We start from the raw sequence: 11,503 nt of genomic DNA, 5'->3' as shown, positions 1-11,503 counted from the left end.
TTGCCCCCTGTCTTCGGAGCGAAAGTGCCGTTCGGTCAGTCAGACTGACCGAACGGCACTTTCGCTCCGAAAATGGGGGGGACGGCACGTTCGGTTCTAGGTGTCCGGCGATTGCTGGTCGTCGGGGATGACCGGAACGGCGAGGGCGGGGAATACCGAGGACACGGCGAACGCCAGGGGGAAGCTGATGGCCGCGAGTGCGCCGAATGCGGGCGGAACCATGGACGCGGCGATGAATTGTCCGGTGTTCTGAGCGCCGAGAGCGCGTCCGCTCCAGTACGGGCCGGAGACTTCGGCGACTGCCGTGAACGCCAGGCCGTTCGGCGCGACGGTGACGACCGACGCGATCACCATCACCGCGATGGACACCGGGGAGTCGAACCAGTCGGTGACCGCCAGGACCACCATGGTCACCGTCGTGGACACGGCGACCCACCGGAGCGGTCGCATGCGGCTCCCGAGTGTGTCCGACAGTGCGCCGACGCCGATGCGTCCGAAGGCGCCGAGAATCTGCGTCAGGGTGACGAGGATGCCCGCGGATGCGGCGGACCACCCTCGGTCCGACATCAACCACACCAGAGCGTAGGTCCACACGACGTACTGAGGGACGACGAGTAGAATCGACGTCGAGTGGATGCGCCACAGTTGGCTGCTGGTGCGGTACGGGTTGGCCAGCAGACCTGCTCGTTCCGCGGCTGCGCGGTCGGGCCGCGGTGGGTCGATGATGCCTACGCAGGCGATTGCCGTGACGGCGCAGATGATCGCGGGTACGAGGAGAGCAGCACCGACGCCGTGATCGCGTGCGATCGGTGGGATGAGCAGTGCACCGATGGCGACGCCCAGTGGAACGGACATCTGCCGGATTCCCATGGCCAGTCCGCGCCGTGCCGGCGGGAACCAACCGACGACGACGCGCCCCGAGGCGCTGTTGGCGCTCGCGGCAGCCATTCCACCCAGGAGCAGGCACAGACCGAGAACGACGACCGACGTCGTGAACACGGCGGCGAAGCTGGCCGCCGCGGTGAGGGCAAGCCCGATGGCGAGCACCAGCTTTTCGCCGATCCTGTCCACGAGAACACCCCAGGCGATGAGTGTCAGCATGATTCCGACCGTCGGCATGGCCACGACGAGTCCGGCTGCGGCGAGGCTCAACCCGCGATCTTCGTGGAGCGACGGGATGAGAAATGCTGCGCCGTTGATGAATACAGCACCGGAGGTCTGAGCGAGCATTCCAAGTGCGAGCATGACCCATTTGCGGGCACCGGCGGTGTGTGTCGTGTCTTCGGTAGTCGTCATTCGCGTAGCCGTCTCACTGTGTAAATCCCATCATGTGGAATTTTTGTCTTGCATCGTGAACTCGAAAGACGATGCTACACCTGCTGTCCGGTCGGGATCGGACGGGCGTGCCGAGGGCTCGAAGGTGGGTCGATAGACTTTCGACATGCGTCTCGGTCGAATTGCAAGTCCTGATGGTGTGGCATTCGTGAGTATCGAAGGGGAAGGTGACCAGCAGACGGCGAAGGAAATCGCCGAACATCCTTTCGGCACACCGACCTTCACCGGTCGTTCGTGGCCCCTGGCCGATGTTCGTCTCCTGGCGCCGATTCTGGCGAGCAAGGTCATCGCCATCGGCAAGAACTACGCTGCCCACGCAGCCGAGATGGGTGGCCAGGCTCCGGAGTCTCCGGTCATCTTCATCAAGCCCAACACCTCCATCGTCGGGCCCGGCGCGCCGATCGTCCTGCCTCCGACATCCGACGAGGTGCACTACGAGGGCGAGCTCGCGGTGGTCATCGGTCGGCCGTGCAAGGATGTGCCGGCGGCGAAGGCTCTCGATGTGGTGCTCGGATACACCGTCGCGAACGACGTGTCGGCGCGCGATCACCAGCGCCAGGACGGTCAGTGGACGAGGGCCAAGGGCCACGACACGTTCTGCCCGCTCGGCCCGTGGATCGAGACGTCGCTCGACGCGTCGGACGTGGAGATCAAGACCGAGGTCGACGGCGAGGTGAAACAGCGCAGCCGGACGTCGCTGCTGCTGCACGACATTCCGAAGATCATCGAATGGGTCTCGGCAGTCATGACGTTGTTGCCGGGTGACGTGATCCTCACCGGCACTCCGGAGGGCGTCGGGCCGATCACGGCCGGCCAGTCCGTGTCGATCACGGTCGAGGGCATCGGAACTCTGACCAACCCCGTCGCAGCGAAGAACTAGAGAACCACACCACCGATCGAACGTGAGCGAGAACATGACCTCCACCGAAGTACGCGTCCGATTCTGCCCGTCGCCGACGGGCACGCCCCACGTCGGCCTGATTCGAACCGCGCTGTTCAACTGGGCGTACGCACGTCATCACGGTGGGAAGTTCGTCTTCCGGATCGAGGACACCGACGCGGCCCGCGATTCCGAGGAGTCCTACGCGGCAATCCTCGACGCACTGCGCTGGCTCGGTCTGAGCTGGGACGAGGGCCCCGAGGTGGGCGGTCCGTACGAGCCATACCGTCAGTCGCAGCGCAGGGATCTGCATCTCGGCGTCGTGCAACAGTTGCTCGACGCCGGCGACGCGTACGAGAGCTTCTCCACGCCCGAGGAAGTCGAGGCGCGGCACAAGGCGGCGGGCCGGGATCCGAAGCTGGGGTACGACAACTTCGACCGAGACCTCACCGCGGAGCAGAAACAGGCTTTTCTCGACGAGGGGCGTAAACCTGTTGTGCGGCTTCGGATGCCGAGTCACGACCTGTCCTGGGTGGACCTCGTGCGCGGGGAAACCGCCTTCAAGGCCGGTACCGTGCCTGACTTCGCGCTCACGCGCGGAAACGGAATCCCTTTGTACACCTTGGTCAATCCGGTCGACGACGCGTCGATGAAGATCACCCACGTGTTGCGCGGCGAGGATCTGCTGTCCTCGACGCCGCGTCAGCTGGCGTTGTACGAGGCGTTGGTCCGCATCGGGGTAGCGGAGAAGGCCCCCGAGTTCGGTCACCTACCGTTCGTGATGGGGCAGGGCAACAAGAAACTGTCCAAGCGCGATCCCGAGTCGAACCTGTTCATTCATCGCGACCGCGGATTCCTGCCCGAGGGCCTGCTCAACTACCTCGCCCTGCTCGGTTGGGGCATCTCCGACGACCACGACGTGTTCTCGCTGGACGAGATGGTGGCCGCGTTCGACATCTCGAAGGTCAATTCCAACCCGGCCCGATTCGATCAGAAGAAGGCCGACGCGATCAACGCCGAGCACATTCGGCTGTTGGAGCCTGCCGATTTCGCGGCGCGGCTCCGCGCCTTCCTCACCGAGCAGGGGCACCTGCCCGCCGAGATCGACGAGGCGCAGTTCGCCGTCGCGGCGGACCTCGTGCAGACCCGAATCGTCGTGTTGTCGGATGCGTGGGGATTGCTGAAGTTCCTCTACGTTGCCGACGCCGATTTCGACATCGACCCCGCGGCTGCCGCGAAGAACCTCGCCGCCGACGCCGGTCCGGTGCTCGATGCGACGATCGCAGCGTTGACGGCCCTGCCGGAATGGCGGACGGCCGACCTCGAGGAGTCGCTGAAATCTGCCCTCATCGACGGTCTGGAGCTGAAACCGCGCAAGGCGTTCGCTCCGGTGCGCGTCGCGCTGACCGGCTCGCACATCAGCCCTCCGCTGTACGAGTCGATGGAACTGCTCGGGCGCGAGAAAACTCTGGCCAGGCTCGCTGCAGCGCGGGCAACGGTCGGTTGACCGACATGCTCCGGTGAGCGTCACCGCGCGGATGGACCGGATGCAACGCAGACATCCGGTCCTGGGTTTCCCGCTTGCCGTTATCTACAAGTTCGTCGACGATCAGGGCGGCTACCTCGCTGCGTTGATCGCGTACTACGCGTTCGTGTCGCTGTTTCCGCTGTTGCTGCTCGCGTCGACGATTCTGGGAATCGTGCTGGCGGGCAATCCGGAGTTGCAGCAGCAGATCCTCGACTCCGCTCTCAGCCAGATTCCGATCATCGGACGGGACGTCGGTGAACCAGAACGGATCGGTGGCGGAACACTCGGCTTGGTGGTGGGTGTGCTCGGCTCGCTCTACGGCGGACTGGGGGTGGCCGTCGCGGTTCAGAACGCCATGAACACGGCCTGGGCCGTGCCGAAGAACCTTCGTCCCGATCCGATCTTCGCTCGAGTGCGTGGTCTGGCGCTACTGAGTACCGTCGGCGTTGCTGTACTGGCGATCACGGCAGTCAACGTCGCCAGTTCGGCAGGATACTTCGGCCGAATCAGCGGCGTCGTCGTGCTCGGGGCCGTGCTGGTGCTCAATGTCGGGGTGTTCGTCGTCGCATTCCGTCTGGCCACGGCGCGCTCGTTGTCACTGACCGACGTGCTGCCCGGTGCGATCGTCGCCGGGGTGATCTGGCAGCTGCTGCAGACGTTCGGCGGCGTCTACATCAAGTACGTCGTGTCGCGGGCGTCGGTCACCAACGGTGTGTTTGCAGTTGTCCTGGGTGTGCTCGCGTTCATGTACATCGCGGCGGTTCTCGTCGTCATCGCCGTCGAGATCAACGTGGTCAGAGTCGACAAGCTCTACCCCCGTGCACTTCTCACACCGTTCACCGACGACGTCCAGCTGACCGAGGGGGACAGGTTGACCTACACCGGGCAGGCAGAGGCGCAGCGAAGCAAGGGGTTCGAGGAGATCGAGGTGACGTTCGACGGCCCCCGGGGCAACGATCACGCGGGTGACGAGAAGTCCGGCTCCGCGTAGCATTCCCGGGCGGCGAGATCGAGAGGGAATCGAACCGGCGTGTCTCCGAACAGAAGTCTGGTTGCCGTGTCCGAGGCCGCCACGACGTGATCCGTCGCGCGCTCGGGGTGCCGTGTGTGCACGACCACCTCGTCGTGTTGGAAGAACACCAATTCGCCCGACCCTGGGTCGTCCGCCAACCGACGGCGCAGATCGGCCAGCAGACACAGGGCCCACTCCGACGCGGTGGCCTGCACGACGAAATTGCGCGTGAATCGTCCTCGCGCGTGTGCGTCACCGTGGGCGTACCACTCCGGGGTCGGGGGAGGGCACGCGCGTCCGAGGTGCGAGTGCACGATTTCCCCGCGCTCACCCGCCCGGGCGGCGCGTTCCACGTACTCCACCGCGACGGGGAACCGCCTGCGCAGCATGGCGAGCAGCGACCGGGCTTCGCCGGCTGTCGCCCCGTACAGGACTCCGAGAACGGCTACCTTGGCCTTGGCGCGATCCCCGGCGAAAGCCGCAGCGGCGACCGGCGCGTACAGATCGTCCGCTCCCGCTGCGTCGATCATGTTCGGGTCTCCGGACAGCGCCGCGAGAATCCGGGGCTCCAATTGCCCGGCGTCGGCGATGACGAGTACGTGTCCAGGGTCGGCAACGACGCTACCGCGCAGCGGCTTGGGAATCTGGAGCGCTCCGCCGCCCCGGCTCGCCCAGCGCCCGGACACGACGCCACCCGGTACGTAGACCGGACGAAACCGGTTGTCGCGCACCCAGGTGTCCGCCCACGACCATCCGTTGGTGCTGAACAGTTTGGCCAGGTCTCGATGTCGCAGCAGGAGAGCAACCGCGGGATGGTCGACGGTCCGGAGCACATGGGCGCGCGTCGAGGTCACCTCGACACCTGCTCGCGCGAACGCGGCGAGGACCTCGGGCGGCGAGTTCGGGTTCACGCGTCGGCCGAACGCGTCGCTGATCTCGTCCTCCAGTGCGAGCATCTCGGCAGGTCTGTCGCCGTCGGCCGGCCGTGGACCGAGTGCTTGGCGGAGGTGGGCCTCGTGCATCGAGCTCGAGAACGGCAGTCCGGTGTAGGACATCTCGGCCGCGGCGAGTGCGCCCGCGGATTCGGCGGCCGTCAGCAGGCGTAGCCGACGTGAGTCTCCGATTCGAGATTCGTGGTCTCGATACCAGGCGACGACGGAATCGACGGTGGGATAACGGTATGCGTCGAACAGGGTCGACTCGTCGTCCGATACTGCGGCCTGGGGAACGTAGAGCTCGCCCTGCCGCATTCGAAACAGCGCCTCGGTGAGAGACAGATCGTGACACCGGTCGACGCGAACCCCTGCCCGCAGCAGCGTGGGATAGGTGCGGGCCGTACTCTCCCAGACCCATCGCGGATGTCGGTCGGTCTCGAGCCGAGCGATGGTGTCGACTGCGTCGACGAGTTCGGTGGGAGGTCCCGCCGGTGTCCCGTCGTCGGCGAGTTCGACGAGCACGGTCGAATTGCCCGTCGGGGCGACGACGACCCTCACCGGCTGTGGTTCGTTGTTCTCATCGAGTGAAAGTCTGCGCCAGCCGCCGGTCGGCGGCTCCATCGGGGTTGTCCGACGGGTTCACCCGGTGCTTGCGGACCGTTTGACCTGGCGATTTGGAGAAACACCGGTGTCCTTTGATAGTCTCTATCCCGGCTCGAAACGCGGTGCACACAGCAGCTGATGTGGATCACGGTGAAGGTCATTGGGGTATGGTGTAATTGGCAACACAGCGGTTTCTGGTACCGCCATTCTAGGTTCGAGTCCTGGTACCCCAGCAAGCGTTCGGAAGCGATTTGGTCGCCGAGCGCCTTCCGGTTAAGCTTGTCGAGCTTCTTCGGAAGAGCAAGAATATTTACCAGAAGTACAGTGCAAGTTCCTGGCCCCGTCGTCTAGCGGCCTAGGACGCCGCCCTCTCAAGGCGGTAGCGCGGGTTCGAATCCCGTCGGGGCTACGTAGAAAATGGGCTCCCATCGTTCGCGATGGGAGCCCATTTTCGTTTTCGGTCGATCTACACGCTCTTACGTCGGAACATCTTCTGATGATCGGCGGGTCCGTGAGCGTTGTTCACCTTGGACGTGCCGTCCTTGTGGTCGACGGACTGCGTCGCACGGTGGTTCTTCTTGTCGAGCGCTTCGCGGAATTTCTTCTTCAGATCGTCGTTGGTCGGTTCGGTCATGATCGCTCCTCACACAGGGTGAAGGCAACGTACCGCACCCGACGCTCGCGTTTCACTCGATTTTCGACAGGAACTCCGCCGTCGTACCACCCGGAGGCATCGCCGGGAGGCCGAGCTTGCGGTGGTCCCACGACCTGGTCCTGTCGGCGACGACCCGGACCGCGATGCGTTTGTTCATCATCTGGTCGACGAGGGGGCGGACCTCGTCGCTGTACGGGCCGGTGTAGCGCTCCCACACGCTGATTCCGACCTTGGCGACCGCGTCGGCGTCGTCGACGATCTCCGCCCGTCCCTCGATGGAGACTCCGCGCAACGCGTCGTAGGTCAAGCCGTCCTCGATCAGTACGGTGACCCGCGCATCTCGCCGTAGGTTGACGGCCTTCTGCGATTTCGCTTTGGTCTCGAACCATATTTCGCCGTCGACGAGGGCGTACCACATCGCGACGAGGTGAGGCGTTCCGTCGCGGCCGATGGTCGCAAGGTTCGCGATTCGGCTTCTGTCCAGAAATGTCGCGATCTCGTCGTCGGTCATCGTTATCTGTGCGCGCTGGTTGATTCCCACGCCGTCTTCTCTATCAGAGTCGGTGCCGCGCCCGCGGTGCTTCCGGGCAGGCGCGCGCTCAGAGTCTCTTGTGCAAGGCTTCGGCAGCGGCCAGGAGGTCGGCGGCCCACCGCACACCGGGGCGGCGTCCGATTCTGTCGATCGGTCCCGAGACCGACACTGCTGCAACGACATTGCCCGTCGCATCGCGAACGGGTGCGGCCACGCTGGCCACGCCGGGCTCGCGTTCCCCGGCGCTCTGGGCCCACCCGCGTCGCCGAACCTCGGCGAGGACTCGTTCACCGAACTCGGCGTCGGGAAGGATTGCTCGTTGGGTGTTCGTATCGGCCCACGCCAGTAGGACTTTGGCACCCGAGCCGGCCGTCATCGGAAGACGCGCACCGACGAGGACGGTGTCTCGAAGCCCGGTCGGGGGTTCCATCGACGCGACGCACACGCGAACCGTGCCCTCGCAGCGAAAGATCTGGACGCTTTCTCCGGTGATCTCGCGGAGCCGGGGCAGGACCGAGGCCGCGGCCTCGACCAGGGTGTCCGACGCGGTCGATGCGAGTTCGGCGAGGCCTGGGCCCGGCCGCCACAGTCCGTTGGAATCGCGCGCCAGCAACCGATGGATCTCGAGGCCGACAGCCAGACGGTGCGCTGTCGCTCTCGGAAGGCCGGTGCGGGTGCACAGATCGTTCAACGTGCACGGTTCCTCCGCGACTGCGTACAAGACACCCATTGCTTTGTCGAGAACGCCGATGCCGCTATGCTGTCCCATAGGTCGATACTAGCGTCTCGCATTATGAGATCACGATTCTGGGTCGCCTCGCGGATCCGTCCGTCGGGGATTCGGGTCGCCGCGCTACGTCTCGGCACCGTACACGCGACGTGGGCCAGCCCGTAGTCCACCGGCGCGACGCACACGAGGAATGGTTGGTGTTCTTATGGCCGGCACAGCACGCACCCTGGCGGAAAAGGTGTGGGATCAGCACGTAGTGGTTCGGGGCGGAGGCGAGGGTGCCTCGCGCGAGCCCGATCTGATCTTCATCGATCTCCACCTGATCCACGAAGTCACCAGCCCTCAGGCATTCGACGGTCTGCGGTTGGCCGACCGTCCACTGCGTCGGCCCGATCTGACGATCGCCACCGAGGACCACAACGTCCCCACGGCGGACATCTTCGCTCCGATCGCGGACGTCGTGTCGCGCACTCAGGTGGACACGCTGCGGCGGAACTGCGAGGAGTTCGGTGTTCGCCTGTACCCCATGGGCGACCTGGATCAGGGCATCGTCCACATCATCGGCCCCCAGTTGGGATTGACGCAGCCGGGAATGACGGTGGTGTGCGGAGACAGTCACACTTCCACGCACGGTGCGTTCGGATCCATCGCGATGGGAATCGGCACCAGCGAGGTCGAACACGTGATGGCGACGCAGACGCTGTCGCTTCGTCCGTTCAAGACGATGGCCATCACGGTCGACGGTGACCTGGCGCCCGGAGTGACGAGCAAGGACCTCATCCTCGCGGTCATCGCCAAGATCGGAACCGGTGGCGGCCAGGGGTACGTGCTCGAGTACCGCGGCGAAGCCATCAGGAAGTTGTCGATGGAGGCTCGAATGACCATCTGCAACATGTCGATCGAGGCGGGGGCGCGCGCCGGAATGATCGCCCCCGACGAGATCACCTACGAGTACATCAAGGGACGCCCCCATGCGCCGCAGGGCGAGGACTGGGATGCCGCGGTTGCAGCATGGGAAGAGTTGAAGACCGACCCCGACGCCGTGTTCGACAACGAAGTGCACATCGACGCCTCGACGCTCACGCCGTTCGTCACGTGGGGAACCAACCCCGGTCAGGGTGCCCCTCTCGGCGAGCGGGTGCCCGATCCCGCCGACATCGTCGACGAGAGCGAGAAGGTCGCTGCCGAGAAAGCCTTGCAGTACATGGGACTCGAGGCGGGTACGCCGTTGCGTGAGGTAGCGGTGGATACGGTGTTCGTCGGCTCGTGCACCAACGGGCGTATCGAGGACCTGCGCGCCGTGGCCGAGGTTCTGGAAGGCCGGAAGGTCGCCGACAGTGTTCGGATGCTGATCGTCCCCGGGTCGATGCGCGTTCGTGCGCAGGCCGAGAAAGAGGGACTGGGCGACATTTTCACGGCAGCGGGAGCGGAGTGGCGTCAGGCCGGGTGCTCGATGTGTCTGGGAATGAACCCGGATCAGCTTGCTGTGGGGGAGCGGTCGGCATCGACCTCGAACCGAAACTTCGAAGGCCGTCAGGGCAAGGGAAGCCGGACGCACCTCGTCTCACCGTTGGTGGCCGCTGCCACCGCGGTGCGCGGAACTCTGTCGTCGCCCGCCGATCTCGTGGACGCGCCCAGCAGCCCCTAGCTCCGGAGCCTGAACCGGCGTCGCCCGATCAAGTCTTTCCGAAACCTGTACTTCTTAGGAGATTTTTCGATGGAACCCTTCACCCGCCACAAAGGAATCGGCGTCCCGCTGCGTCGCTCGAACGTGGACACGGATCAGATCATTCCTGCCGTGTACCTGAAACGTGTGACTCGCACCGGGTTCGAGGACGGTCTGTTCTCGGCATGGCGCAACGATCCGGACTTCGTGCTCAACGTCGCCCCGTACGACAAGGGCTCGGTCCTGGTTGCCGGACCCGACTTCGGAACGGGGTCGTCCCGCGAGCACGCGGTGTGGGCGCTATCGGACTTCGGATTTCGGGTCGTGATCGCGTCGCGGTTCGCCGATATCTTCCGCGGCAACGCGGGCAAGGCCGGTCTGCTCGCCGCCGAAGTCGACCAAAGTGACGTCGAATTGATCTGGAAAGCACTCGAAGAGCAGCCGGGATTGGAAATTCTCGTCGACCTGGAATCGAAGACGGTGACCGCTGGAACCTTGGTGGTGCGCTTCGCCATTGACGACTACACGAGATGGCGTCTGCTCGAGGGTCTCGACGACATCGGATTGACATTACGCCAGGTAGAGGCCATTGCCGAGTATGAAAAGTCAAGGCCTTCATGGAAACCGACAACCCTCCCGGCGCGCATCGAGGAGCCGTCCGAGGGGTAGCGAAAACGGCCTTCGACACGCATTGAGCCCGTGAATCTTTCCGCCACGCCGGATGAGAATTGGCGTGGCTCATAGACTCTTGACGCCTTGGGGTTTACCGTTGTAGTAGTCGGTCCGACGATGGGCCACAATATTGCGGAGGAAATCCATGAACAAGGCAGAGCTGATTGACGCCCTGACCGAGAAGTTGGGGTCTGACAGGAGGAGCGCCACAGAGGCTGTCGAGAACATCGTCGACACCATCGTGCGCGCGGTTCACCGTGGCGAGAGCGTGACCATCACCGGATTCGGTGTGTTCGAACAGCGGCGTCGCGCAGCCCGCGTGGCTCGTAACCCCCGTACCGGCGAGACCGTCCGCGTGAAGCCGACGAACGTCCCGGCATTCCGCCCGGGTGCTCAGTTCAAGGCAGTCATCGCCGGTGGACAGAAGCTCCCCGCCACCGGACCTGCCGTCAAGCGCGGCTCGGCGTCCGCGCCCGCCAAGAAGACTGCGGCAGCAAAGAAGACCGCAGCCAAGAAGGCGGCCGTCAAGACCACCGCTCGTAAGACGACCGCCGCCGCCAAGAAGGCAGCTCCGGCCAAGACGACTGCGCGCAAGGCAGCAGCTCCCGCCAAGAAGGCAGCTCCGGCGAAGACGACTGCTCGCAAGACCACTGCTGCGGCCAAGAAGGCTCCGGCCAAGACCGCAGCGAAGAAGACCACCACTGCGGCAGCAGCCAAGAAGGCTCCGGCCAAGACTGCAGCGAAGAAGACCACCGCTGCAGCAGCCAAGAAGGCTCCGGCCAAGACTGCAGCAAAGAAGACCGCGGCCAAGAAGGCTCCGGCAAAGCGCACCGCACGCAAGTAATCTCGCACAGCAGAGATCTCGCACAGCAGTACTCTCGCGGATCGGTAAGGGCCCCGGACGTACGACACGTCCGGGGCCCTCGTCGTGCGCTCTGTCGACCGTCGGCGAACA

The 11,503-nt window shown here is 64.7% G+C and carries 11 protein-coding genes and 2 tRNA genes; 8 read left to right on the top strand and 5 right to left on the bottom strand.

Going from position 1 to position 11,503, the window contains the following annotated elements; all coding sequences use genetic code 11:
* Window positions 1-96: 96 nt before the first annotated feature.
* Complete coding sequence (locus BH95_RS07285) at window positions 97-1,296, bottom strand: MFS transporter (RefSeq protein ID WP_037181492.1); 1,200 nt, start codon at window positions 1,294-1,296, stop codon at window positions 97-99.
* A gap of 145 nt (window positions 1,297-1,441) precedes the next feature.
* Here BH95_RS07285 and BH95_RS07280 point away from each other — a divergent pair, with 145 nt between their 5' ends.
* From BH95_RS07280 to BH95_RS07270, 3 genes are read left to right on the top strand one after another with little or no spacing between them, the layout of a single operon-like run.
* Window positions 1,442-2,215: a fumarylacetoacetate hydrolase family protein gene (locus BH95_RS07280; protein ID WP_026347653.1), complete on the top strand. Its 774-nt coding sequence runs from the start codon at window positions 1,442-1,444 to the stop codon at window positions 2,213-2,215.
* A 34-nt stretch (window positions 2,216-2,249) separates the two neighbouring features.
* Window positions 2,250-3,722 carry a glutamate--tRNA ligase gene (gene gltX, locus BH95_RS07275; protein WP_037181917.1) on the top strand — a complete coding sequence of 491 codons (1,473 nt, stop codon included), beginning with the start codon at window positions 2,250-2,252 and terminating at the stop codon, window positions 3,720-3,722.
* 31 nt (window positions 3,723-3,753) lie between these two features.
* Entirely contained in the window at window positions 3,754-4,734 is a 981-nt protein-coding gene (locus BH95_RS07270) for a YihY/virulence factor BrkB family protein (protein ID WP_037181489.1), read from the top strand.
* Here the strand turns inward: BH95_RS07270 and BH95_RS07265 are convergent.
* The gene (locus BH95_RS07265; RefSeq protein WP_208601161.1) at window positions 4,701-6,248 is read right to left on the bottom strand and encodes a bifunctional 3'-5' exonuclease/DNA polymerase; all 1,548 of its coding nucleotides are present in this window, start codon (window positions 6,246-6,248) and stop codon (window positions 4,701-4,703) included. The genes BH95_RS07270 and BH95_RS07265 overlap by 34 nt on opposite strands.
* Window positions 6,249-6,454: 206 nt before the next feature.
* On the opposite strand from BH95_RS07265, the gene BH95_RS07260 reads away from it, so the two are divergent.
* Window positions 6,455-6,526, top strand: a tRNA-Gln gene (locus BH95_RS07260).
* 103 nt (window positions 6,527-6,629) lie between these two features.
* Window positions 6,630-6,702 (top strand) — tRNA-Glu (locus tag BH95_RS07255).
* Window positions 6,703-6,759: 57 nt separating this feature from the next.
* On the opposite strand, the gene BH95_RS29025 is transcribed toward BH95_RS07255, so the two are convergent.
* Genes BH95_RS29025 through BH95_RS07245 form a run of 3 tightly spaced genes read right to left on the bottom strand, consistent with a single transcriptional unit; the run spans window position 6,760 to window position 8,249 of the window.
* Window positions 6,760-6,927 carry a DUF5302 domain-containing protein gene (locus BH95_RS29025; RefSeq protein ID WP_020110335.1) on the bottom strand — a complete coding sequence of 56 codons (168 nt, stop codon included), beginning with the start codon at window positions 6,925-6,927 and terminating at the stop codon, window positions 6,760-6,762.
* 52 nt (window positions 6,928-6,979) lie between these two features.
* The gene (locus BH95_RS07250; RefSeq protein ID WP_019664302.1) at window positions 6,980-7,489 is read right to left on the bottom strand and encodes a pyridoxamine 5'-phosphate oxidase family protein; all 510 of its coding nucleotides are present in this window, start codon (window positions 7,487-7,489) and stop codon (window positions 6,980-6,982) included.
* Between the two features lie 58 nt (window positions 7,490-7,547).
* A complete protein-coding gene (locus tag BH95_RS07245; protein WP_019664301.1) occupies window positions 7,548-8,249 on the bottom strand; it encodes an IclR family transcriptional regulator in 702 nt (233 codons plus the stop codon).
* A 166-nt stretch (window positions 8,250-8,415) separates the two neighbouring features.
* Here BH95_RS07245 and leuC point away from each other — a divergent pair, with 166 nt between their 5' ends.
* The 3 genes from leuC (at window position 8,416) to BH95_RS07230 (ending at window position 11,392) form a co-directional block, all read left to right on the top strand.
* The gene (gene leuC, locus BH95_RS07240) at window positions 8,416-9,858 is read left to right on the top strand and encodes a 3-isopropylmalate dehydratase large subunit (protein WP_020110334.1); all 1,443 of its coding nucleotides are present in this window, start codon (window positions 8,416-8,418) and stop codon (window positions 9,856-9,858) included.
* Window positions 9,859-9,927: 69 nt separating this feature from the next.
* Window positions 9,928-10,545 (top strand): 3-isopropylmalate dehydratase small subunit, encoded by a 618-nt coding sequence (gene leuD / locus BH95_RS07235; protein ID WP_019664299.1) that lies wholly within the window; start codon window positions 9,928-9,930, stop codon window positions 10,543-10,545.
* A gap of 148 nt (window positions 10,546-10,693) precedes the next feature.
* Window positions 10,694-11,392: an HU family DNA-binding protein gene (locus BH95_RS07230; protein WP_019664298.1), complete on the top strand. Its 699-nt coding sequence runs from the start codon at window positions 10,694-10,696 to the stop codon at window positions 11,390-11,392.
* Window positions 11,393-11,503 lie beyond the last annotated feature (111 nt).

It is taken from the genome of Rhodococcoides fascians A44A (assembly GCF_000760735.1).
Taxonomy (GTDB): Bacteria; Actinomycetota; Actinomycetes; order Mycobacteriales; family Mycobacteriaceae; genus Rhodococcoides; species Rhodococcoides fascians_E.
The sequence above is the reverse complement of the archived record's forward strand: the minus strand, read 5'-3'. Positions and strand labels throughout refer to the sequence as shown.

What these genes read in the sequence shown, in the direction of transcription:
- BH95_RS07285 (WP_037181492.1), bottom strand. Translation starts at nt 1,296, where the DNA reads ATGACGACTACCGAAGACACGACACACACCGCCGGTGCCCGCAAATGG.
- BH95_RS07280 (WP_026347653.1), top strand. Translation starts at nt 1,442, where the DNA reads ATGCGTCTCGGTCGAATTGCAAGTCCTGATGGTGTGGCATTCGTGAGT.
- gltX (WP_037181917.1), top strand. Translation starts at nt 2,250, where the DNA reads ATGACCTCCACCGAAGTACGCGTCCGATTCTGCCCGTCGCCGACGGGC.
- BH95_RS07270 (WP_037181489.1), top strand. Translation starts at nt 3,754, where the DNA reads ATGGACCGGATGCAACGCAGACATCCGGTCCTGGGTTTCCCGCTTGCC.
- BH95_RS29025 (WP_020110335.1), bottom strand. Translation starts at nt 6,927, where the DNA reads ATGACCGAACCGACCAACGACGATCTGAAGAAGAAATTCCGCGAAGCG.
- BH95_RS07245 (WP_019664301.1), bottom strand. Translation starts at nt 8,249, where the DNA reads ATGGGACAGCATAGCGGCATCGGCGTTCTCGACAAAGCAATGGGTGTC.
- leuC (WP_020110334.1), top strand. Translation starts at nt 8,416, where the DNA reads ATGGCCGGCACAGCACGCACCCTGGCGGAAAAGGTGTGGGATCAGCAC.
- leuD (WP_019664299.1), top strand. Translation starts at nt 9,928, where the DNA reads ATGGAACCCTTCACCCGCCACAAAGGAATCGGCGTCCCGCTGCGTCGC.
- BH95_RS07230 (WP_019664298.1), top strand. Translation starts at nt 10,694, where the DNA reads ATGAACAAGGCAGAGCTGATTGACGCCCTGACCGAGAAGTTGGGGTCT.